Genomic DNA, 21,702 nt, shown 5'->3' with positions numbered 1-21,702 from the left:
AAACCCAAAAATATCGGCAGGTGAGAGGGGTTGTTTTTTCAGACGGGCCTGGATATTATTTTGTTATGTTATAACAAAACATAAGAGGTTTATGATGAAACCAAATATCCATCCCGCTTATCGTACCGTGGTCTTCCACGACACCAGCGCCAATGAATATTTTAAAGTGGGCTCAACCATTAAGACCGAGCGCGAAATTGAACTCGACGGCGAAACGTATCCGTACATCACCATCGACGTCTCGTCAAAATCGCACCCGTTTTATACCGGTAAGCAGAAAACGTTCTCCACGGATGGCAGCACGGCGCGCTTCCGCAAGCGTTTTGGCGGTTTTCTCAATGCGAAGCGGGGCTAACCATGCAGGTACTTAACTCATTGCGCAGTGCAAAACAGCGTCACCCGGATTGCCAGATAGTCAAACGCAAGGGACGCTTATACGTGATTTGCAAATCCAACCCGCGCTTTAAGGCGGTTCAGGGGCGTAAAAAAAGACGCTAAATGCGCGTTTCTCGCCAGCTTTCCAGGGATCTTTTCTGTTTGCCATCGGCAGTAAAATTGTCGGTGGCAAGCCAGCTTTCAAAGGCGCTTGCCAGCGCCGGCCACTCTTTGTCGAGAATCGAAAACCAGTCGGTATCCCGGTTATGACCTTTTATGACCAGCGCCTGGCGAAAACGCCCCTCAAACTGAAAGCCCAGACGCAGTGCCGCTTTGCGGGAAAGCTCGTTCAGGCTATTGCACTTCCATTCATAGCGCCGGTAGCCAAGGGTATCGAACGCATACCGCATCAGCAGATACTGCGCTTCTGTCGACATGGGCGTGCGGCTTAACAGCGGAGAAAAGTGAACGTGCCCCACTTCCACCACGCCGTTTTTGGGATCGATCCGCATCAGGGACAGCGTCCCGACCGGAGATTGGGTCTGGTTATCGATAACGGTAAAGTGAATGGGATCGGGTAACTCACTTACGCTCGCCACCCATCCGGCAAATTCCTCTGCGGTGGCATCGGGTTCGCGCAGTAGCCACGTCCAGCTGCGGGTATCTTCGGCCAGGGAATATGCGGAGAACAGCGCGTCGGCATGCTCCACGCGCAGCGGCTCAAGCCGACAATAGCGACCCTGAAGTACCACCCGGGACGGATGCTGGCGAGGTTGCCAGTCGTGAAGGGGTTCGCCCACTGGCTGTCCGAACTGATTGAATGTCTTCATCTTAATTTCCGTGACGTTGAAAAGAGTTCCAGACTAGTAAATTGCTGGTTCCTTAAAAAGAACCAACAGGCTATGTTTTGATGGTTCCACGAGGAGATGAGATGAATATACCGGGTGATGAATTTTATACCTTGCTCAATGCAGCCCTGAAAAAACGTGGGGAAGAGACGCTCCAGCGCGCGCTCTATCTTGCTTTGCGGGAGGCCATACTGTGCGGAAGGCTTCGCTCCGGCAGCCAGCTTTCCGGTTCGCGAACGCTGGCTCAGCAGCTTTCCCTTTCCCGCAATACCGTTAATGCAGCGCTGGACCAGCTCACGCTTGAAGGGTATTTGCAGCGTAACCGCCAGGGCACGCGGGTGGCACAGCTCGCTCACCGCGCTGTCGCCCGGACATTGCCGGACCCTACCATTACGCTCGCCAGACGGGTCGGCCTGCTGCCTGCGCAGGTGATCCGGGACACGCCGGTTCTGGCGTTTACCCCTGGAACGCCGGCCATCAACTATTTTCCTCTGCCGCTGTGGCGGCGATTGTACGATCGCGTGATGCGGGAGGAGGGATATGCCCTGTTAGGGTACGGCGACCCGGCCGGTGAGCCGTCGCTGCGGGCTGCAATTGCCCGGCACCTTGCGCTATCTCGCGGCATTGACTGCGACGCCAGCCAGATTGTGATCACGGAAGGGGCGCTTGAGGGCGTTAACCTGTGCACGATGCTGTTGAGTGAGCCAGGCGATGTCGCCTGGGTAGAAAACCCCGGCTATAGCGGGGCAAAGAGCGCTTTTGTTAAAGCCGGCCTGAAAATGACGGGAATACCGGTTGATGAGGAGGGGATGTGCTGGGAAGGGGGGGATGCGCCTTCACCCTCGCTGATTTTTACCTCGCCTTCACACCAGTTCCCCTACGGGAGCGTGCTCAGTGCACGGCGGCGCCTGGCGTTGCTGGAGCTGGCCAGACAGCATAACGCGTGGATTATTGAGGACGACTACGACAGCGAGTTCCGCTATACCGGTGAGCCAGTGCCGGCCATGCTGGGAATGGTCGCTAACGCGCCCGTTGTCTATCTCGGGACGTTCAGTAAAACGCTGTTTCCGTCGCTAAGAATGGGGTTCATGGTGCTGCCGCCAGCGCTGGCCAACGCGGCGCGCCCGGCCATCGGCTCGCTGCTGCGCGGTGGGCATCGTGCTGAGCAGCGTACCCTGGCGCTGTTCATTGAAGAAGGTCACTATGCCCGCCATCTTGCCGCCATGCGTCGGCTCTATCGTAAGCGTTACCGCCAGCTGCGGGAGGTGCTGGGCGCGGAGCTGCATACGCCGCACCGCATTTTGGCGGGCGAAGGCGGGATGCATCTGACGCTGGCGATAGACGGTATTGACGACCGGGGGCTGGTGGAGAAGGCGAGGGCGTTTCAGCTGGCACCCGCTGCACTGAGCGGGTATTACCTGGAGTCGAAGCAGGGGCAAACCGGTCTGGTTTTAGGCTACGGCAATACCTCTGCTTCTCAGTTTGTGCCGGGGATCCGACGCCTGCAGGCGTTAATTACGCAGCAGCAGGGCGGGAAAGGGTAAAGACGTCATAGAAAGAGAGCTGGCCTTTGGTGGAGACCATTTTCTGCAGCTTCTCTTTTTGCTCGGTTTCCACTGCCGGCGAGTGCATGATGCTCTCGATAAGATCCGCAGGCACATAGCGCGTGTTGTACCATTCGCCGTTATAGCAGACCCGGAAATCGAGGACGTCGATATCTTCGTAACGGTAGCGCGGATTCACGTCGAAAAAGAAAAAGGCGTTAAAGACGACAAACAGCACAACGAGCAGCCAGACGGAGTCCACCAGCGTTTCGGACTTCAGCATCACAATAAGCGTCGCCAGCCAGGCGGCATACATTGCGACAAACAGTCCAGGATGTTTGCGAATAAAGCTAATGCTAAAGCGCGGGCGATTATCGCGCTTTTCGCGGAGGTTAAGATCGTCGATGGTGGCGGTAAGCAGGCGCTGTATCTCGGTCATTATTTGCCTTCATGAGAGTTGACAATACAGGGTGTCTGCCAATTTTAGGGGAGCCATCAGGCTGAAAAAAGTAACAGTCTGGCGCTAAAAGACCATAACAGTTGACTCCCCGGAACCTCACAGCGTTTTGATGATTTTTGCCGGATTGCCGCCAACGACGACGTTTGCCGGGACGTCCTTCGTCACCACGGCACCGGAGGCGACCACCACGTTATCACCGATAGTGACGCCAGGGTTAATGACCGCCCGGCCACCAATCCAGACATTATTACCAATGGTGACGGGTTTTCCAAACTCCACGCCGCTATTACGCTCCTCCGCATCCAGGGGATGGGTGGCCGTATAAATATGCACACCTGGCGCGAGCATGCAGTTGTCGCCAATATGAACAGGACAGACGTCCAGCATCACGCAATCGAAGTTAGCGTAAAAGTTTGTACCCAGATAAATGTTATATCCATAGTCGCAGCGGAAGCTCGGTTCTATATAAGCCCCTTCGCTTTGCCCAAGAAGCTCCGCCAGAATGTTCTGGCGTTCTGTTTTTTCATCAGGTGCGGTGTGGTTATAGCGATAAATCAGATGGCGGGCCCGAAGTCGGTCAGCCCGTAATGTTTCATCACCGGGGCGGTAATGTTCACCGGCAATCATCTTCTGTTTTTCTACGCTCATGAGAAACCTCTCTGGATGTCATTACCGCAGGGTAATCGTAACAGGCCAGAAGGGGAACGTTCCCGGAAAGCCGATGTGACTAGCGTCACAACATTGTTGCGGAAGAACACGTTTTACACGGAAACCTGGCCTGGGCACAGGGAGCATAACGGGATAGGTATATATAGCTTAGAACGTGGCGTAGAACTCTACAGACACCCTTCAAACATTAACGGACAAATTTCCACACAGAAGTAGGGATTTTGTCGTACAGCTTATTCATTGTCAGCTCAGCAAGACGATGGTCAGCGGCTGAATAAAATACCGCCAGTTCATTATCAGAAAGCTCGTATTTATTCTTTTCAATGACGCGCTCGAGCGTGTCAATTGACTGACAACGTCGCAAGCGCATCAAATAATCGATCTTTGTGAGTGGTTTATCAGACATAAATTCACCTTAGTAATTGTAATAATTTTAACAGGAAAGACTAACCGGGTTAGCTCTGCTCACGTTGACGAAACAGCGGAATAGCCGGTTTCCCGATTTACGCCATTTTTGCAAATCCTGGGCGTTAATGCCGTAACTGCTGAACAACATAAAGGTGTCGTCCAGGTATTCATCAATTTGCTCAATGAGCTTATTATCTTCATTGTACTTAATTTTATAATTAAGTGCGAAGGTTGCGATATGCTCTATCAGCTCATTCAACTGTAAATTGATGGCAGACGTTGGGTCGTTTACCCAGCCATGGTTACTTTCATCAAGATTGGCAAGGCAGTCATGGTACAAGGATTCGCAGAGAAATTTCAACTGCGCGATATCATGCCTTTTTGGCGAGTACTCGTCCATAGCGCATCCCCTTCTGAGTGATTTCTTACTCACCGAACATCAATGTCGGGATGGATACAACATACTTAGCCGCACGGGTGCTGTGTTCCTGATAACTCTAACTATAAGCCACTCGCTTCAAGATTTCATCGCGCTATTACGAAAAATTACAAATAAAACCGTAGACTGCGAGCGTACAGGCAATTGTTCGTCCAGGACTGAACTTTTTTATCCAAATTAACAATGGATTTTTATCGCTTCCTTACGTTTCATTGGCTTAGCTTAAACGATGAGAAAAGTTCTGATTCGGACTTTTCTTTGTCTGAACTTCTTATTAGGAATATTCCTAATAGCTTAAGCGGGGAAATGAAATTAAAAAAATCCTGAATTCACCGATTAAGTTATCAGTTAATTATGATATGTCTAATTAAGATGGCAGAAAATAAATAGAACTACAATAAGCGTAATTTATGATTTTTTCTGAAAATGAAAAAGGCCGCTAATGCGGCCTTTTTATCATGTGAAACCGGTATCAGTGAGGTTCTACCGAATGACTGTGCTCAACATCTTCATTCTTACGGCTGAAGCGGCGGCGAACCACCACGAAGAACACCGGTACGAAGAAGATAGCCAGTACGGTCGCGGTGATCATACCGCCCATAACACCTGTACCTACCGCGTTCTGCGCACCGGAACCCGCACCAGAGCTGATAACCAGCGGCAGTACGCCGAGGATAAACGCCAGTGACGTCATCAGGATTGGGCGCAGACGCATACGAACCGCCTCAAGCGTCGCCTCAATCAGGCCTTTGCCTTCTTTCTCCATCAGATCTTTGGCGAATTCAACGATAAGTATCGCGTTCTTCGCCGACAGGCCAATGGTTGTCAGCAGGCCTACCTGGAAGTAAACGTCGTTGGTCAGTCCACGGAACGTTGCCGCAAGCAGCGCGCCGATAACCCCGAGTGGAACCACCAGCATTACGGAGAACGGAATCGACCAGCTCTCGTACAGCGCCGCCAGACACAGGAAGACCACAATCAGTGAAATGGCGTACAGGGCAGGGGCCTGGTTACCGGACAGACGTTCCTGATAGGACATACCGGTCCAGTCATAGCCGATACCCGAAGGCAGCTTGCTCGCCAGCTCTTCCATCAGGTTCATGGCTTCACCGGTGCTTCGGCCCGGCGCTGCCTGACCCAGGATCTCCATAGACGGCAGACCGTTATAGCGTTCCAGACGCGGTGAACCGTATTCCCAGCGTGACGTTGAGAACGCCGAGAACGGAACCATCTGACCATTGCTGCCGCGCACGAACCAGCTGTTAATATCGTTCGGCAACATACGGTACTGCGCCTCTGACATCACGTACACTTTCTTCACTCGACCGCGGTCGATGAAGTCGTTAACGTAGCTACCGCCCCAGGCTGCGCCCAGCGTGGTATTGATGTCACTGATGGACACGCCCAGCGCCTGGGCTTTCTCCTGGTCGATGTCGATTTTGTACTGCGGCGTATCTTCCAGGCCGTTTGGACGTACGCCGACCAGCAGGTCAGGGTGCTTAGCAACTTCACCAAACAGCTGGTTACGCGCCTGCGTCAGTTTTTCGTGACCCAGACCGCCCTGGTCAATCAGCTGGAAGTCGAAGCCGGTCGCGGTACCCAGTTCAACAATCGCTGGCAGGTTAAAGGCGAAGACCATCGCATCTTTAATCTGCGAGAAGGTGCCCATTGCACGGCCGGTGATGGCTTCAACCTTGTTCTCTTTGCCCGGACGTTCAGACCAGTCTTTCAGAGAGACGAAGGCAATACCGGTGTTCTGACCGCGACCCGCAAAGCCAAAGCCGTTAACCGCAAACACGGACTCAACGTTGGCTTTCTCTTTGGTGAGGTAGTAATCGGTCATCTCATCCAGCACTTTCTGGGTACGCTCTTGCGACGCACCCGCCGGAAGCTGGGCCATACTCAGGAACACGCCCTGGTCTTCGTCCGGCAGGAAGGAGCTTGGCAGACGAACGAACAGGTAGGCCATACCCACCACGATGATGATATAGAGCAGCAGGTAACGACCGGTGCTGCGCAGGATGTTGCCTACGCTGTCGGTGTAGTGGTGCGTGCTCTTATCAAACATGCGGTTAAACCAGCCGAAGAACCCTTTATGCTCGCCATGGCCGCCTTTCTGAATCGGCTTCAGCATGGTGGCACACAGGGCTGGCGTCAGGATCAACGCCACCAGTACCGACAGCGCCATCGCAGAAACGATGGTGATGGAGAACTGACGGTAAATCGCACCGGTGGAGCCACCGAAGAAGGCCATCGGGATAAATACCGCAGACAGTACCATCGCGATACCGACCAGCGCGCCCTGGATCTGACCCATTGACTTACGGGTTGCTTCCTTCGGCGGCAGACCTTCCTCCGCCATGACGCGCTCGACGTTCTCTACCACAACGATGGCATCATCCACCAGCAGGCCGATGGCGAGCACCATCCCGAACATCGTCAGGGTGTTTATCGAGTAGCCAAATATCGACAGGATCGCAAAGGTCCCGAGCAATACCACCGGCACAGCAATCGTTGGGATAAGCGTTGCGCGGAAGTTTTGCAGGAACAGGTACATCACCAGGAATACCAGGATGATCGCCTCGACCAGCGTTTTAACCACTTCGTGAATCGAGATTTTGACGAACGGCGTGGTGTCATACGGGTAAACGATCTTCAGACCTGACGGGAAGAACGGTTCCATCTTCTTCAGTTCTGCACGGATCGCCGTGGCGGTGTCCAGGGCGTTAGCGCCTGTCGCCAGTTTGATACCCAGACCGGAAGCCGGCTTGCCGTTGAATTTCGCGATGATGTCGTAGTTCTCACCGCCCAGTTCCACTTTCGCCACGTCGCGCAGGCGAACCTGCGAACCGTCCTGATTCACCTTCAGCAGAATTTTGCTGAACTCATCGGCCGAGGTCAGACGGGTCTGCGCGATGATAGAGGCGTTAAGCTGCTGGCCTTTCACCGGCGGCGTACCGCCTAACTGGCCGGCTGCCACCTGGGCGTTCTGCGCTTTAATCGCGCTGATCACGTCGACCGGGGTCAGCTGGAAGTTGTTCAGTTTGTTCGGGTCCATCCAGATACGCATCGCGTACTGGGAACCGAACAGCTGTACGTCACCCACACCGGAAGTACGGCTGATAGCGTCCTTCATATTGGCGCCTACGTAGTCGGAAATATCCTCCTGCGTCATGGTGCCGTTGGTGTTGATAACGCCGACAACCATCAGGAAGCTACTGGACGATTTCTCGACGCTCACGCCCTGCTGTTGTACTTCCTGCGGCAGCAAAGGCATCGCCAGCTGCAGTTTGTTCTGCACCTGAACCTGCGCAATGTCAGCGTCAGTACCTGACTGGAAGGTCAGGGTGATCTGAACTGTACCGGTAGAGTCACTGTTTGAGGACATGTACATCAGGTTATCGATACCGTTCATGTTCTGTTCGATAACCTGAGTGACGGTGTCCTGCACCGTTTTCGCATCAGCCCCCGGGTAGGTTGCGGAAATTGTCACCGCCGGTGGCGCAATCGTTGGATATTGCGCGACAGGCAGCTTCAGGATCGCAAGTCCCCCGGCCAGCATGATGATAATGGCGATCACCCATGCAAATATGGGGCGATCGATAAAGAAATTAGGCATGTCTTAACGGCTCCTGTTTAAGTTAAGACTTGGTTTGTTCTGACTGGCCAGCGGCCGAAGCTTGTTGTTTATCGTCAGATTTCACTTCCTGTGCTTTAACCTGCGCGCCAGGACGAACTTTTTGCAAACCAGTAACAATCACGCGATCGCCATCTTTCAGACCTTCCGTCACCAGCCATTTATCGCCAATCGCCTGGGTAGCGGTGATATTGCGCGTTTCGACTTTGTCATCTGCCCCAACAACCAGTGCGCTCGCATCGCCGCGTGGCGTACGGGTCACACCCTGCTGTGGAACCAGAATGGCGGTTGGATTCGTTCCTTCTTCCAGACGCGCGCGAACAAACATACCTGGCAGCAGATTTTTGTCAGGGTTCGGGAAAATCGCACGTAAGGTGATGGAACCGGTGGTCTGGTCGACCGTCACGTCAGAGAATTCCAGCGTACCTTCCTGCGGGAACTTGATACCGTCGTTGGTAATCAGCTCCACTTTGGCTTTGCCGTTTTCCTGTTTCAGGGTGCCGTTAGCCAGCTCCTGTTTCAGGCGTAGGAAATCATTGCTGGACTGCGTCACGTCGACGTAGATCGGATCAAGCTGCTGCACGGTTGCCAGAGCAGTGGTCTGACCGTTCTGCACCAGTGCCCCTTCCGTGACGGAAGACTTACCAATACGACCGCTAATAGGGGAGGTCACTTTGGTATAGGCCAGGTTAATGCGGGCGGTTTCGACTGCCGCTTTGGCTGCCACTACGGCCGCGTTAGCCTGCTGGGCATCCGCCAGGGCTGTATCATAGTCCTGTTGGCTGATGTATTTGGTACCAAGCAGTTTTTGATAGCGGTTCAGCGTCAGCTGGGCAATTTTGGCCGCAGCCTGTGCTTTTGCCAGGTCACCTTTGGCGCTTTCATACGATGCCTGATAGGTTGCTGGATCAATCTGATACAGAGACTCACCGGCCTTCACATCACCGCCTTCGGTAAAGTTACGCTTCAGGATAATGCCGCTAACCTGAGGACGAACTTCCGCAATGCGGTACGCATTTGTGCGGCCTGGTAATTCGGTGGTGATTTGTAGAGGTTCAGATTTGAGCGTCACGACGCCTACTTCTGGCGCCTGCTGAGCTCCTTGTTGAGCCGGTTTGTCGTCACATCCTGTTAGCGCTAAGCTGCCTGAGAGCATCAGAACGACCGCCAGAGGCGTTAACCCTCTGTTTTTGTTCATATGTAAACCTCGAGTGTCCGATTTCAAATTGATCAAGGGTCCTGAGTCTAAAACCCATTGCTGCGTTTATATTATCGTCATGCTATGGTACATACATTCACAAATGTATGTAAATCTGACTCCTGTAAATTCACTCACCTATGGCACGAAAAACCAAACAACAAGCGCTGGAAACCCGACAACACATTCTGGATGTGGCAATACGTTTGTTTTCTCAGCAAGGTGTTTCGTCAACCTCGCTGGCGCAGATTGCTCAGGCTGCCGGTGTAACGCGGGGAGCGATTTACTGGCATTTTAAAGACAAGTCAGATCTGTTCAGTGAAATCTGGGAGCTTTCAGAGTCCAGCATTAGCGATCTCGAGAGTGAGTATCGGGCAAAATTCCCCGACGATCCACTCTCAGTATTGAGAGAAATATTAGTATATATCCTTGAAGCGACGGTAGTTGAAGAACGTCGCAGATTAATGATGGAAATTATCTTTCATAAATGCGAGTTCGTTGGCGAAATGGCGGTGGTGCAGCAGGCGCAACGTAGCCTTAGCCTGGAGAGCTATGACCGCATTGAACAGAATCTGAACCTGTGCATGCAGGCAAATCTGTTACCGGCCAATCTCTTGACCCGCCGGGCGGCTATCCTGATGCGCAGCTACATTTCAGGCCTGATGGAAAACTGGCTATTTTCCCCGCAATCCTTTGACCTGAAAGAGGAAGCCCGCAGCTACGTGGCAATTTTACTGGAAATGCTTCAGCTCTGCCCCACGCTGCGTAGTGATACATCTTCTCTCACTGCCTGAGTGGTTCCAGGATTTATCTCAGAGGCTCACGTTCGCGCTATTCTGCTTCAGGCGAGCGTGATATTCTTCACGCCGGACTATTTTCGGTCGTCTTCTGACATCATTCACAACTATGCTGCCCATCAATCGCTCGCAACATCCTGTATTTGCATTGCTCTTTGCGATGCTATTTTTCTTCGCCACGGCGCCGCTGACCTGGGCCCGCGCCGATAACAGCAATGATATCCCCTCGCGCAGCGATGTTCAGTCGCAGCTCGACACGCTGAACAAGCAAAAAGAGCTTTCTCCTCTGGATAAACTCATCCAGCAGGATCTGACGGAAACGCTGGAAACGCTGGATAAAATCGAGCGCATCAAAGCAGAAACCGCCCAGCTTCGCCAGAAGGTGGCGCAGGCCCCTGAAAACATGCGCAAAGCGACGGAATCGCTGAACGCCCTGAGCGACGTGGATAACGACGACGAAACGCGCAAGACGCTCTCGACGCTCTCTTTACGCCAGCTGGAGTCGCGCGTCGCGCAGTTACTCGACGACCTGCAAACCGCGCAGTCCGACCTCGCAACGTATAACAGTCAGCTTGTCTCCCTGCAAACCCAGCCGGAGCGCGTGCAAAATCTGATGTACTCCGCGTCTCAGCAGCTGCAGCAGGTCCGCAACCGCCTGAACGGCACAACGGTAGGGGAAGGCACGCTGCGCCCGACGCAGCAAACCCTGCTGCTGGTTCAGCAGACCTTGCTCAACGCGCAAATCGAACAGCAGCGTAAAAGCCTGGAAGGGAATACGGTGCTGCAGGATACGCTGCAGAAACAGCGTGATTACGTCACCGCGAATATTAATCGCCTGGAACACCAGCTCCAGCTGTTGCAGGAGGCGGTTAACAGCAAGCGCCTGACGCTGACGGAAAAAACCGCTCAGGAGGCCGTATCGCCTGACGAAACCGCCCGTATTCAGGCGAATCCGCTGGTGAAGCAGGAGCTCGAGGCTAACCACCAGCTTAGCCAGCGCCTGATTGTGGCGACGGAAAGCGGCAACTCGCTGGTTCAGCAAAATATCAAAGTCAAAAACTGGCTGGACCGCGCGCTGCAGGCGGAACGCAATATCAAAGAGCAGATCGCGGTCCTGAAAGGCAGCCTTCTGCTGTCGCGTATTCTCTACCAGCAGCAGCAGACGCTCCCCTCCGCCGATGAGCTGGAGGACATGACCAACCGCATTGCGGATTTACGTCTTGAACAATTTGACGTCAACCAGCAGCGCGATGCCCTTTTCCAGAGCGATGCCTTTGTCGCCAAAATTGAAGAGGGGCACTCCAGCGACGTGAACCCGGAAGTGCACGACGCGCTGCTCCAGGTCGTTGATATGCGTCGCGAGCTGCTGGACCAGCTCAACAAACAGCTGGGCAACCAGCTGATGATGGCCATTAACCTGCAGATCAACCAGCAGCAGCTGGTGAGCGTCTCGAAAAGTCTGCAGGAGATCCTGACCCAGCAGATTTTCTGGGTAAACAGCAATAAACCGATGGACTGGGACTGGATTAAATCCTTCCCTGAGACGCTGAAAACGCAGATCAAGAGCATGAAGATCACCGTGAACTGGGAGAAAGCCTGGCCCGCGGTGACGATTGCTCTGCTGGCGGGGTTACCGCTGCTGTTGATTGCGGGCCTGATTCGCTGGCGTTTGGGCTGGCTGAAAAAATACCAGGCGAAGCTGGCGTCCGAAGTGGGGCAGCTGCGAAACGATAGCCAGCTCCATACGCCAAAAGCGATTCTAATCGATCTCATTCGCGCCCTGCCGGTGTGCCTGATTATTCTGGCGGTGGGCCTGATTCTGCTCACGATGCAGCTCAACGTCAGCGATTTGCTGTGGGCGTTCAGTAAAAAACTGGCGCTGTTCTGGCTGGTGTTCGGCGTCTGCTGGAAGGTGCTGGAAAAAGACGGCGTGGCCGTGCGCCATTTCAACATGCCTGCACAGCTGACCAGCCACTGGCGTCGTCAGATTGTGCGCATCAGCCTCGCGCTGCTGCCGCTGCACTTCTGGTCGGTTGTCTCTGAACTTTCCCCGCTGCATCTGATGGATGACGTGCTGGGCCAGCTGGTGATCCTGCTGAACCTGCTGCTGATTGCTATCCTGATGTGGCCGATGTGCCGCGACAGCTGGCGTGATAAAGAGTCCCACAATATTCGTCTGGCCACCGTGACGGTTCTGGCGATCATTCCGCTGGCGCTGATGGTGCTCACGGCAACGGGCTACTTTTACACCACGCTGCGCCTGTCCGGGCGCTGGATTGAAACGGTTTATCTGGTGATCGTCTGGAACCTGCTCTATCAGACCGTGCTGCGCGGCCTGAGCGTGGCAGCACGCCGCATTGCCTATCGCCGCGCCATCGCGCGTCGTCAGCATCAGGTGAAAGAGGGGGCCGAAGGGGCAGAGCCACAGGAAGAGCCGACCATCGCGCTGGAGCAGGTTAACCAGCAGACGCTGCGTATCACCATGCTGGTGATGATTGCCCTGTTTGCCGTGATGTTCTGGGCCATCTGGTCCGATCTTATAACCGTTTTCGCCTATCTCGACAGTATTACGCTCTGGCAATACAACGGAACCGAAGCCGGTGCGGCGGTCATGAAAAGCGTGACCATGGGCAGCCTGCTGTTTGCACTGGTGTCGTCGGTCGTGGCCTGGGCGCTGATTCGCAACCTGCCAGGCCTGCTGGAAGTGCTGGTCCTGTCGCGTCTGAATCTTCGTCAGGGGGCGTCGTACGCTATTACCACGATCCTCAACTACGTCATCATCATTGCCGGGGCGATGACGGTCTTTGGCTCACTTGGCGTCTCCTGGGATAAACTGCAGTGGCTGGCAGCCGCCCTCTCGGTTGGCCTTGGTTTTGGCCTGCAGGAGATCTTCGGTAACTTTGTGTCCGGTCTGATCATCCTGTTTGAACGTCCGGTTCGTATCGGCGATACCGTCACCATCGGCACTTTCTCCGGTACGGTCAGTAAGATCCGTATTCGTGCCACCACCATCACCGACTTCGATCGCAAAGAGGTGATCATCCCGAACAAAGCGTTTGTGACCGAGCGTCTGATCAACTGGTCGCTCTCCGATACGGTGACGCGCGTGGTGATCCGCCTGGGCGTCGCCTATGGATCGGATCTGGAGAAGGTGAAAGAGGTGCTGCTGAAGGCGGCGTCAGAACATCCGAAAGTGATGCACGATCCTGCCCCGGCGGTGTTCTTCACCACCTTTGGGCCGAGCACGCTGGATCACGAGCTGCGTTTATACGTGCGCGAGCTGCGCGATCGCAGCTACACGGTGGATGAACTGAACCGTTCTATCGATCGCCTGTGTCGTGAAAACGATATCAATATCGCCTTTAACCAGCTTGAGGTTCATCTACGCAACGAGAAAGGTGATGAGCATACGGAAGTGAAGCGCGAGATTAAGGGTGACGATCCCACTCCGGCTTAATCTATTTTCCCTCTGCCCTTAGGGGCGAGGGAACGATTTTCTCCCTCTCCCTCAGGGGAGAGGGCAGGCTGAGAGGGTAATTTTCCCTCAAAATCCCGCCGCACAATCTCCAGCGCCTTAAGCACCGTCTCGGCGGGGATCTCATGATTCTCCAGCAGCATAATCAAATCGACGGCCAGTTTGACCTCATCGGGTGCATTTTCCAGTGACATGAGTAGGGCTCCTGTTAACGGGTCAAACGTTCAATGACGCGTTCAATCTCATCCAGCGCCTGACGGCAGCGGACGATGCGTCCTTCCAGCGCGCTAATCTCGCGCATCAATAGCTGCTGCTCTTCCAGCGTTTCGCTGTTGTTCAGCCGCACTTCGCGTTCGCGCTTCATCTCAAACAGCCGGCGTTCAAACTCCTGGTTCTCCAGCCGCTTGCGCTGCCATTTAGCAAGCCCTGGCGAGGCGCTGTCCCAGGCGCGCAGCGGCCAGGCGGCAATTTCGCGGTGCAGAGCGGTGATCTGCTCAGTAAGATGCTCCGCAAGCCACGTCACCTGTTCGTGCTGTTCACGCTCAACGGCATGGCGAAGCTCGTCGAGATGGGTCTGCGCTTCAGCAATATAATCCTCGATTACCGTGCTGCGGGTACGAAAAAGCTGCCGGTCAAAGCGCGGCTTCAGCGTGGCGTGCCCCAGCAGAGGGGTGGCCTCGGCTCGCAAGGTGGTTAGCTGTTTTTGCAGCATCTCCAGAAGCAAGTCTGTTTTCAAGGCGCTCTCCAGTGGTAAAGTAGCCGTTCAGTTTGATAACGATTCGCATTATGCAGCGTACTATTTTAATCATCATTGGCTGGCTCGCGGTAGTGCTTGGCACGCTGGGCGTGGTTTTACCCTTGCTGCCGACCACGCCGTTTATCCTGCTGGCGGCCTGGTGCTTCGCCCGCTCGTCACCGCGTTTTCACCACTGGCTGCTGTATCGCTCATGGTTTGGCGGCTATCTGCGGCACTGGCAAAAACACCGGGCCATGCCGCCCGGGGCAAAGCCGCGCGCGATCGCGGTGATCCTCATCACCTTCGCTATTTCATTATGGATGGTGAAAATGATGTGGGTGCGGATCCTGCTGCTGGTCATCCTCACCTGTCTGCTTATCTTCATGTGGCGGATCCCCGTGGTTGATGAAAAGCAACAAAAGCACTGAAGCCTCATCATGGCTGTTGCAATTATCACGCGCAGCCAGTAAATTCGACCGTTTTCGAGCACAGGTGCGCCTGGTCAAAGGTTAAACAATTGTTGCCTTGGCCGACTCGTTGCGCGCCGTGAGTAACACTGTTTCATTTAGGCACAAACCGATGACCGCAACTGCACAGCAGCTTGAATATCTGAAAAACAGCATCAAAAGCATCCAGGACTATCCAAAGCCTGGCATTCTTTTCCGTGATGTCACCAGCTTGCTGGAAGACCCGAAAGCGTACGCGCTCAGCATTGAACTGCTGGTAGAGCGTTATAAAAACGCCGGGATCACCAAAGTAGTAGGTACCGAAGCCCGTGGCTTCCTGTTTGGCGCACCGGTTGCGCTGGCGATGGGCGTGGGATTTGTGCCAGTGCGCAAGCCGCGCAAACTGCCGCGTGAAACCATCGCGGAGAGCTACGAGCTGGAGTACGGCACCGATCAGCTGGAAATCCACGTTGATGCGATCAAGCCTGGCGACAAAGTGCTGGTGGTTGACGATCTGCTGGCAACCGGCGGCACTATCGAAGCGACCGTGAAGCTGATCCGTCGTCTGGGTGGTGAAGTGACCGACGCGGCCTTCATCATCAACCTGTTCGATCTCGGCGGTGAACAGCGCCTGGAAAAACAGGGCATTACCAGCTACAGCCTGGTGCCTTTCCCGGGTCATTAATCCCGGTTTTCACAACCTCGCTCAATGGGTGAGGTTGTGATAGCATTCCCCTCCATAAATTCACCTTCCAGCGTTGCAGAGCCTGCCCATGAGTTATCAGGTGTTAGCCCGTAAATGGCGACCACAAACCTTTGCTGACGTTGTCGGTCAGGAGCATGTGCTGACGGCCCTGGCGAACGGCTTGTCGCTAGGTCGCATCCATCACGCTTATCTTTTCTCCGGCACCCGCGGCGTCGGTAAGACCTCTATTGCCCGTTTGCTGGCAAAAGGACTCAACTGCGAAACCGGGATCACCGCCACGCCCTGCGGCGTGTGCGATAACTGCCGGGAGATCGAGCAGGGGCGTTTTGTCGATCTGATCGAGATCGACGCCGCCTCGCGCACCAAAGTTGAAGATACCCGCGACCTGCTCGACAACGTGCAGTACGCCCCGGCGCGCGGCCGCTTCAAGGTCTACCTGATCGATGAAGTGCATATGCTGTCGCGCCACAGCTTCAACGCCCTGCTGAAAACGCTGGAAGAGCCGCCCGCGCACGTGAAGTTCCTGCTGGCGACCACCGATCCGCAAAAGCTGCCGGTCACCATTCTGTCGCGCTGCCTGCAGTTCCACCTGAAGGCGCTGGACGTTGAGCAGATCCGCGCGCAGCTTGAGCACATTCTTGATGAAGAGAAAATTGTCCACGAACCGCGCGCCCTGCAGCTGCTGGCCCGCGCGGCGGACGGCAGCCTGCGTGATGCGCTCAGCCTGACCGATCAGGCGATTGCCAGCGGTGACGGCAAACTCTCTACCGAGGCGGTCAGCACCATGCTCGGTACGCTGGATGACGATCAGGCGCTTTCGCTTATCGAAGCGATGATTGCCGCCAACGGGGAGCGCGTGATGTCGCAGGTAAATGCGGCCGCTGCCCGGGGTATTGAATGGGAGGGGCTGCTGGTTGAAATGCTCAGCCTGCTGCACCGCGTGGCGATGCTGCAGCTGTCTCCGTCAGCCATTGGCGCGGATATGGCCGCCATTGAACAGCGGATGCGTGAGCTTGCCCGCACCGTGCCGCCTGCCGACGTGCAGCTGTACTACCAGACGCTGCTGATTGGCCGCAAAGAGTTACCGTTCGCGCCGGATCCCCGGATGGGCGTTGAAATGACGCTGCTGCGCGCGCTGGCGTTCCATCCGCGTATGCCGTTGCCCGAGCCTGAGGTACCGCGGCAGTCTTTCGCGCCGGTCGCGCCCACGGCGGTGATGTCACCGCAGCAGGTACCGCCGCAGCCGACGCCGCCGCCGCAAAACGTGCCGCTGTCGGATGCCACCAGTTCGGTGCTTGCCGCACGCAGCCAGCTTCAGCGTGCGCAGGGAGTAACCAAACCAAAAAAGAGTGAACCGGCAGCGCCAGGAAGAGCGCGGCCGGTGAACAACGCCGCGCTTGAACGACTGGCATCGGTAACGGAGCGCGTACAGTCGCGTCCTGCACCGTCCGCGCTCGAGCAGAAAGCCCCGGTGAAAGAAGAGGCTTACCGCTGGAAGGCAACCACCATCATCGAAACGGTGAAGGAGGAGGTCGCCACGCCTAAGGCGCTGAAAAAGGCGCTGGAGCATGAGAAAACGCCGGAGCTTTCCGCGAAGCTTGCCGAAGAGTCTATTGCGCGCGACGCCTGGGCCGCCGAGGTCAGCAAACTCCAGCTGCCGAAGCTGGTGGAGCAGGTCGCGCTGAATGCCTGGAAAGAGCAGGACGGCAATCAGGTGCGTTTGCACCTGCGTCCGGGTCAACGCCACCTGAATTCCCCTGGCGCGCAAAAGGCGCTGGCCGAGGCGCTGGCCGCTTTACAGGGTTCACCGGTTGAATTGACTATCATTGAAGATGATAATCCGGCAGTGAAAACGCCGCTGGAGTGGCGTCAGGCCATTTATGAAGAGAAGCTCGCGCAGGCGCGCGAGGCGATTATTGCGGATAACAACATTCAGACCCTGCGCCGGTTCTTCGACGCCGATCTGGATGAAGAGAGTATTCGCCCCATTTGATCGTGAGTCTGACTTACGGTTGTAATCCTTAAACGTGAAAGAAGAGAGAAGCCTATGTTTGGTGGAAAAGGCGGTCTGGGTGGCCTGATGAAGCAGGCTCAGCAGATGCAGGAAAAAATGCAGAAGATGCAGGAAGAGATCGCTCAGCTGGAAGTCACGGGTGAGTCCGGTGCCGGTCTGGTCAAAGTGACCATCAACGGTGCGCACAACTGCCGTCGCGTTGAAATCGACCCGAGCCTGCTCGAAGACGACAAAGAGATGCTGGAAGATCTGGTTGCCGCCGCGTTTAACGATGCTGCGCGCCGTATCGACGAAACTCAGAAAGAGAAAATGGCCTCTGTTTCCAGCGGTATGCAACTGCCGCCTGGCTTCAAGATGCCATTCTGATGCAAACCAGTCCGCTGCTCACGCAGTTAATGGAAGCACTGCGCTGCCTGCCGGGCGTTGGCCCGAAGTCGGCGCAGCGCATGGCGTTCACGCTTTTGCAGCGCGACCGCAGCGGCGGGATGCGCCTGGCGCAGGCTCTGACCCGCGCCATGTCAGAAATTGGTCATTGTGCGGATTGCCGCACCTTTACCGAGCAGGACGTGTGTAACATCTGTACGAACCCGCGTCGCCAGGAAAACGGTCAGATTTGCGTGGTGGAGAGTCCGGCGGACATCTACGCCATCGAACAAACCGGGCAGTTTTCTGGTCGCTACTTCGTGCTGATGGGGCATCTCTCCCCGCTGGACGGTATTGGCCCGGACGATATCGGTCTCGACCGCCTTGAACAGCGTCTTGAGTCCGAAACGATCAAAGAGGTGATCCTCGCCACCAACCCCACGGTGGAAGGGGAGGCAACCGCCAACTACATCGCCGAGCTGTGCTCGCAGTACGGCGTTGATGCCAGCCGCATCGCCCACGGCGTGCCGGTGGGCGGCGAGCTGGAGATGGTGGACGGCACCACGCTGTCCCACTCTCTGGCCGGACGTCACAAGATTATTTTCTGACCAAACGGAGGCTGCACGCGCGGCCTCCGCTTGAAATTTTCCTCCCTTATCCCCATCTCTCACTCAACGTTTTACAACCCCATTAAATGGCATTGTTGAGGTCGACATAGATGAAAGGACAAGAAACCCGTGGTTTCCAGTCAGAAGTAAAACAGCTTCTGCACCTGATGATCCATTCCCTGTATTCCAACAAAGAAATTTTCCTGCGCGAGCTGATTTCCAACGCCTCGGATGCGGCGGACAAGCTGCGCTTCCGCGCGCTGTCCAACCCGGATCTGTACGAAGGCGACGGTGAGCTGCGCGTGCGCGTCTCGTTTAATAAAGAGAACCGCACCCTGACCATCGCCGATAACGGCATTGGGATGAACCGCGACGAGGTGATCGACCACCTCGGGACCATCGCGAAATCCGGCACCAAAGCGTTCCTTGAGTCCATGGGCTCTGACCAGGCGAAAGACAGCCAGCTGATCGGTCAGTTCGGCGTCGGTTTCTATTCGGCGTTCATCGTGGCGGATAAAGTCACCGTGCGCACCCGCGCCGCGGGCGACAGCGCCGAGAACGGCGTGCTGTGGGAGTCTAAAGGTGAAGGTGAATACACCGTTGATGACATCACCAAAGCGGATCGCGGTACCGAAATCACCCTGCACCTGCGTGAAGGGGAAGATGATTTCCTGAACGACTGGCGCGTACGCTCCATCATCAGCAAGTATTCCGACCATATCGCGCTGCCGGTAGAGATTGAAAAACAGGAAGAGAAAGACGGTGAAACCGTGGTCTCCTGGGAGAAAATTAATAAGGCGCAGGCGCTGTGGACGCGCAACAAGTCTGAGATCAAAGACGACGAGTACAACGAATTCTACAAGCACATCGCCCACGACTTTACCGACCCGCTGACCTGGAGCCACAACCGTGTCGAAGGTAAGCAGGAGTACACCAGCCTGCTGTACATTCCGGCACAGGCACCGTGGGACATGTGGAACCGCGATCATAAGCACGGCCTGAAGCTGTACGTGCAGCGCGTCTTCATCATGGACGACGCCGAGCAGTTCATGCCGAACTACCTGCGCTTTGTGCGCGGTCTGATAGATTCCAACGATCTGCCGCTGAACGTCTCCCGCGAAATTCTGCAGGACAGCACCGTCACCCGTAACTTGCGCAACGCCCTGACCAAACGTGCGCTGCAGATGCTGGAAAAACTGGCGAAAGACGATGCGGAAAAATATCAGACCTTCTGGAAACAGTTCGGCCTGGTGCTGAAAGAAGGCCCGGCTGAAGACACCGCGAACGTTGAAACGATCGCCAAACTGCTGCGCTTTGCCTCTACGCACACCGACTCCTCCGCGCAGACCGTGTCGCTGGAAGAGTACGTCTCGCGCATGAAGGAAGGGCAGGAGAAGATCTACTACATCACCGCCGACAGCTACGCGGCGGCTAAGAGCAGCCCGCACCTCGAGCTGTTGCGCAAGAAAGGCATCGAAGTGCTGCTGCTTTCTGACCGCATCGACGAGTGGATGATGAACTACCTGACCGAGTTCGACGGTAAGGCGTTCCAGTCAGTTGCTAAAGCGGACGAGTCCATCGACAAGCTGGCGGATGAAGTGGACGAAAGCGCGAAAGAAGCCGAGAAGGCGCTGGAGCCATTCATTGAGCGCGTGAAAACGCTGCTGGGCGAGCGCGTGAAGGAAGTGCGTTTCACCCATCGTCTGACCGACACCCCGGCCATTGTCACCACCGATGCCGATGAAATGAGCACCCAGATGGCGAAACTGTTCGCTGCTGCGGGCCAGGCGGTGCCGGAAGTGAAATATATCTTTGAGCTGAACCCGGATCATCCTCTGGTGAAACGCGCGGCGGATACCCAGGACGAAGCCCGCTTTGCCGAGTGGGTTGAGCTGCTGCTGGACCAGTCTCTGCTGGCCGAACGCGGCACGCTGGAAGATCCTAACCTCTTCATTAAACGTGTGAATGCGCTGCTGCTGGCGTAATTAAACACCTACCCCTCACCCTGCCCTCTCCCCAAAGGGGAGAGGGTGTTCAAGTTCCCTCTCCCCTTTGGGGAGAGGGTTAGGGTGAGGGGGAATCAATCGCACTAACCCAAATAATCTCCCCCCGTTAACCGTTTCAGCCCTCCCGCCTTCCTTGAGCCGCACCCGTTCTGGTGGTATTGTTTAGCGCTTTTGAAAAATTGAAACGACATTTGAGGGGATTTTCGCAATGCGTATTATTCTGCTTGGCGCTCCGGGCGCGGGTAAAGGAACTCAGGCTCAGTTCATCATGGAGAAATACGGTATTCCGCAAATCTCCACCGGTGACATGCTGCGCGCCGCTGTTAAATCTGGCTCCGAGCTGGGCAAACAAGCGAAAGACATCATGGACGCAGGCAAGCTGGTGACCGACGAGCTGGTTATTGCTCTGGTCAAAGAGCGCATTGCTCAGGAAGACTGCCGTAACGGTTTCCTGCTGGACGGCTTCCCGCGCACCATTCCTCAGGCTGATGCCATGAAAGAAGCGGGCATCAACGTGGACTACGTTCTGGAGTTCGACGTACCGGACGAGCTGATCGTTGACCGCATTGTTGGTCGTCGCGTACACGCTGCTTCTGGCCGCGTTTACCACATCAAATTCAACCCGCCTAAGGTTGAAGGTAAAGACGACGTGACCGGCGAAGAGCTGACCACCCGTAAAGACGACCAGGAAGAGACCGTGCGTAAACGCCTGGTGGAATACCATCAGATGACCGCGCCGCTGATCGGTTACTACACCAAAGAAGCGCAGGCGGGCAACACTAAATACGCTAAAGTTGACGGCACCAAAGCCGTGGCTGACGTTCGTGCAGAGCTGGAAAAAATCCTCGGCTAATCGCGCGCCTCTCACCCGGGCCCCCGGGTGAGAAATATTCTCATCTTACCTATTACAGCAATGGGTTCCGTTTAAACGCATTTCCGCTACAATTGACAACCATTCAAATGGTTAAGAGGC

Annotated in this window: 21 protein-coding genes and 1 other annotated feature; of the genes, 12 read left to right on the top strand and 9 right to left on the bottom strand. The window is 55.3% G+C overall.

Features of this window, described 5'->3' with window-relative positions:
* Nucleotides 1-94: 94 nt before the first annotated feature.
* Complete coding sequence (locus tag ABR39_RS12875; RefSeq protein WP_047347258.1) at nt 95-355, top strand: type B 50S ribosomal protein L31; 261 nt, start codon at nt 95-97, stop codon at nt 353-355.
* A 2-nt stretch (nt 356-357) separates the two neighbouring features.
* Nucleotides 358-498 carry a type B 50S ribosomal protein L36 gene (gene ykgO / locus ABR39_RS24165; protein WP_003859006.1) on the top strand — a complete coding sequence of 47 codons (141 nt, stop codon included), beginning with the start codon at nt 358-360 and terminating at the stop codon, nt 496-498.
* Here ykgO and ABR39_RS12870 read toward each other — a convergent pair.
* The gene (locus ABR39_RS12870; protein ID WP_047347257.1) at nt 495-1,205 is read right to left on the bottom strand and encodes a GNAT family N-acetyltransferase; all 711 of its coding nucleotides are present in this window, start codon (nt 1,203-1,205) and stop codon (nt 495-497) included. The genes ykgO and ABR39_RS12870 overlap by 4 nt on opposite strands.
* A gap of 101 nt (nt 1,206-1,306) precedes the next feature.
* Here ABR39_RS12870 and ABR39_RS12865 point away from each other — a divergent pair, with 101 nt between their 5' ends.
* Entirely contained in the window at nt 1,307-2,767 is a 1,461-nt protein-coding gene (locus ABR39_RS12865; protein ID WP_047347256.1) for a PLP-dependent aminotransferase family protein, read from the top strand.
* On the opposite strand, the gene ABR39_RS12860 is transcribed toward ABR39_RS12865, so the two are convergent.
* The 6 genes from ABR39_RS12860 to acrA all read right to left on the bottom strand — a co-directional run bounded on the left by ABR39_RS12860 (nt 2,739) and on the right by acrA (nt 9,578).
* The gene (locus ABR39_RS12860) at nt 2,739-3,206 is read right to left on the bottom strand and encodes a YlaC family protein (protein WP_047347255.1); all 468 of its coding nucleotides are present in this window, start codon (nt 3,204-3,206) and stop codon (nt 2,739-2,741) included. The two genes, ABR39_RS12865 and ABR39_RS12860, sit on opposite strands and share 29 nt — an antisense overlap.
* Nucleotides 3,207-3,323: 117 nt before the next feature.
* Nucleotides 3,324-3,875 carry a maltose O-acetyltransferase gene (gene maa / locus ABR39_RS12855; protein ID WP_047347254.1) on the bottom strand — a complete coding sequence of 184 codons (552 nt, stop codon included), beginning with the start codon at nt 3,873-3,875 and terminating at the stop codon, nt 3,324-3,326.
* Between the two features lie 208 nt (nt 3,876-4,083).
* Nucleotides 4,084-4,302 (bottom strand): HHA domain-containing protein, encoded by a 219-nt coding sequence (locus ABR39_RS12850; RefSeq protein WP_008499287.1) that lies wholly within the window; start codon nt 4,300-4,302, stop codon nt 4,084-4,086.
* Nucleotides 4,303-4,329: 27 nt separating this feature from the next.
* A complete protein-coding gene (tomB, locus tag ABR39_RS12845; protein ID WP_008499288.1) occupies nt 4,330-4,704 on the bottom strand; it encodes an Hha toxicity modulator TomB in 375 nt (124 codons plus the stop codon).
* A 511-nt stretch (nt 4,705-5,215) separates the two neighbouring features.
* Nucleotides 5,216-8,362 (bottom strand): multidrug efflux RND transporter permease subunit AcrB, encoded by a 3,147-nt coding sequence (acrB, locus tag ABR39_RS12840; protein ID WP_047347253.1) that lies wholly within the window; start codon nt 8,360-8,362, stop codon nt 5,216-5,218.
* Between the two features lie 22 nt (nt 8,363-8,384).
* On the bottom strand, nt 8,385-9,578 hold the full coding sequence (gene acrA / locus ABR39_RS12835) for a multidrug efflux RND transporter periplasmic adaptor subunit AcrA (RefSeq protein WP_047347252.1): 1,194 nt from the start codon (nt 9,576-9,578) through the stop codon (nt 8,385-8,387).
* A 140-nt stretch (nt 9,579-9,718) separates the two neighbouring features.
* Here acrA and acrR point away from each other — a divergent pair, with 140 nt between their 5' ends.
* Together acrR and mscK are read left to right on the top strand one after the other, a co-directional pair.
* A complete protein-coding gene (gene acrR / locus ABR39_RS12830) occupies nt 9,719-10,372 on the top strand; it encodes a multidrug efflux transporter transcriptional repressor AcrR (protein WP_047347251.1) in 654 nt (217 codons plus the stop codon).
* Nucleotides 10,373-10,484: 112 nt separating this feature from the next.
* Nucleotides 10,485-13,832 carry a mechanosensitive channel MscK gene (mscK, locus tag ABR39_RS12825; protein WP_047347250.1) on the top strand — a complete coding sequence of 1,116 codons (3,348 nt, stop codon included), beginning with the start codon at nt 10,485-10,487 and terminating at the stop codon, nt 13,830-13,832.
* Here the strand turns inward: mscK and rsmS are convergent.
* Both rsmS and priC read right to left on the bottom strand, forming a co-directional pair.
* Nucleotides 13,829-14,044 (bottom strand): pleiotropic regulatory protein RsmS, encoded by a 216-nt coding sequence (rsmS, locus tag ABR39_RS12820; protein ID WP_047347249.1) that lies wholly within the window; start codon nt 14,042-14,044, stop codon nt 13,829-13,831. The two genes, mscK and rsmS, sit on opposite strands and share 4 nt — an antisense overlap.
* Before the next feature lie 14 nt (nt 14,045-14,058).
* Entirely contained in the window at nt 14,059-14,586 is a 528-nt protein-coding gene (priC, locus tag ABR39_RS12815) for a primosomal replication protein N'' (RefSeq protein ID WP_047347248.1), read from the bottom strand.
* 50 nt (nt 14,587-14,636) lie between these two features.
* Between priC and ABR39_RS12810 the strand changes: the two genes are divergently transcribed.
* From ABR39_RS12810 to adk, 7 genes are all read left to right on the top strand, one after another.
* Nucleotides 14,637-15,014, top strand: coding sequence for a DUF454 family protein (locus ABR39_RS12810; protein WP_047347247.1), 378 nt, complete (start codon nt 14,637-14,639; stop codon nt 15,012-15,014).
* Nucleotides 15,015-15,165: 151 nt separating this feature from the next.
* Nucleotides 15,166-15,717, top strand: a complete 552-nt coding sequence (gene apt / locus ABR39_RS12805; protein ID WP_000127359.1) for an adenine phosphoribosyltransferase — start codon at nt 15,166-15,168, stop codon at nt 15,715-15,717.
* An 88-nt stretch (nt 15,718-15,805) separates the two neighbouring features.
* Nucleotides 15,806-17,731: a DNA polymerase III subunit gamma/tau gene (gene dnaX, locus ABR39_RS12800; RefSeq protein WP_047347246.1), complete on the top strand. Its 1,926-nt coding sequence runs from the start codon at nt 15,806-15,808 to the stop codon at nt 17,729-17,731.
* Nucleotides 17,061-17,125: a sequence feature (DnaX frameshifting element), on the top strand. It overlaps the preceding gene by 65 nt.
* Before the next feature lie 54 nt (nt 17,732-17,785).
* On the top strand, nt 17,786-18,118 hold the full coding sequence (locus tag ABR39_RS12795) for a YbaB/EbfC family nucleoid-associated protein (protein ID WP_003858972.1): 333 nt from the start codon (nt 17,786-17,788) through the stop codon (nt 18,116-18,118).
* Nucleotides 18,118-18,723, top strand: a complete 606-nt coding sequence (gene recR / locus ABR39_RS12790; protein ID WP_008499298.1) for a recombination mediator RecR — start codon at nt 18,118-18,120, stop codon at nt 18,721-18,723. The genes ABR39_RS12795 and recR overlap by 1 nt, the downstream gene beginning before the upstream one ends.
* Before the next feature lie 110 nt (nt 18,724-18,833).
* Nucleotides 18,834-20,708 (top strand): molecular chaperone HtpG, encoded by a 1,875-nt coding sequence (gene htpG / locus ABR39_RS12785; RefSeq protein ID WP_047347245.1) that lies wholly within the window; start codon nt 18,834-18,836, stop codon nt 20,706-20,708.
* Nucleotides 20,709-20,937: 229 nt separating this feature from the next.
* On the top strand, nt 20,938-21,582 hold the full coding sequence (adk, locus tag ABR39_RS12780) for an adenylate kinase (protein ID WP_006809841.1): 645 nt from the start codon (nt 20,938-20,940) through the stop codon (nt 21,580-21,582).
* The last annotated feature ends 120 nt before the right edge of the window (nt 21,583-21,702 follow it).

The organism is Enterobacter genomosp. O, assembly GCF_001022965.1.
GTDB classification, from domain to species: Bacteria; Pseudomonadota; Gammaproteobacteria; order Enterobacterales; family Enterobacteriaceae; genus Enterobacter; species Enterobacter cloacae_L.
This window is presented reverse-complemented; position numbering and strand designations above follow the sequence as displayed.

Coding starts and splice junctions, on each gene's coding strand:
- ABR39_RS12875 (WP_047347258.1), top strand. CDS start 95: ATGAAACCAAATATCCATCCCGCTTATCGTACCGTGGTCTTCCACGAC.
- ykgO (WP_003859006.1), top strand. CDS start 358: ATGCAGGTACTTAACTCATTGCGCAGTGCAAAACAGCGTCACCCGGAT.
- ABR39_RS12870 (WP_047347257.1), bottom strand. CDS start 1,205: ATGAAGACATTCAATCAGTTCGGACAGCCAGTGGGCGAACCCCTTCAC.
- ABR39_RS12865 (WP_047347256.1), top strand. CDS start 1,307: ATGAATATACCGGGTGATGAATTTTATACCTTGCTCAATGCAGCCCTG.
- ABR39_RS12860 (WP_047347255.1), bottom strand. CDS start 3,206: ATGACCGAGATACAGCGCCTGCTTACCGCCACCATCGACGATCTTAAC.
- maa (WP_047347254.1), bottom strand. CDS start 3,875: ATGAGCGTAGAAAAACAGAAGATGATTGCCGGTGAACATTACCGCCCC.
- ABR39_RS12850 (WP_008499287.1), bottom strand. CDS start 4,302: ATGTCTGATAAACCACTCACAAAGATCGATTATTTGATGCGCTTGCGA.
- tomB (WP_008499288.1), bottom strand. CDS start 4,704: ATGGACGAGTACTCGCCAAAAAGGCATGATATCGCGCAGTTGAAATTT.
- acrB (WP_047347253.1), bottom strand. CDS start 8,362: ATGCCTAATTTCTTTATCGATCGCCCCATATTTGCATGGGTGATCGCC.
- acrA (WP_047347252.1), bottom strand. CDS start 9,578: ATGAACAAAAACAGAGGGTTAACGCCTCTGGCGGTCGTTCTGATGCTC.
- acrR (WP_047347251.1), top strand. CDS start 9,719: ATGGCACGAAAAACCAAACAACAAGCGCTGGAAACCCGACAACACATT.
- mscK (WP_047347250.1), top strand. CDS start 10,485: ATGCTGCCCATCAATCGCTCGCAACATCCTGTATTTGCATTGCTCTTT.
- rsmS (WP_047347249.1), bottom strand. CDS start 14,044: ATGTCACTGGAAAATGCACCCGATGAGGTCAAACTGGCCGTCGATTTG.
- ABR39_RS12810 (WP_047347247.1), top strand. CDS start 14,637: ATGCAGCGTACTATTTTAATCATCATTGGCTGGCTCGCGGTAGTGCTT.
- apt (WP_000127359.1), top strand. CDS start 15,166: ATGACCGCAACTGCACAGCAGCTTGAATATCTGAAAAACAGCATCAAA.
- dnaX (WP_047347246.1), top strand. CDS start 15,806: ATGAGTTATCAGGTGTTAGCCCGTAAATGGCGACCACAAACCTTTGCT.
- ABR39_RS12795 (WP_003858972.1), top strand. CDS start 17,786: ATGTTTGGTGGAAAAGGCGGTCTGGGTGGCCTGATGAAGCAGGCTCAG.
- recR (WP_008499298.1), top strand. CDS start 18,118: ATGCAAACCAGTCCGCTGCTCACGCAGTTAATGGAAGCACTGCGCTGC.
- htpG (WP_047347245.1), top strand. CDS start 18,834: ATGAAAGGACAAGAAACCCGTGGTTTCCAGTCAGAAGTAAAACAGCTT.
- adk (WP_006809841.1), top strand. CDS start 20,938: ATGCGTATTATTCTGCTTGGCGCTCCGGGCGCGGGTAAAGGAACTCAG.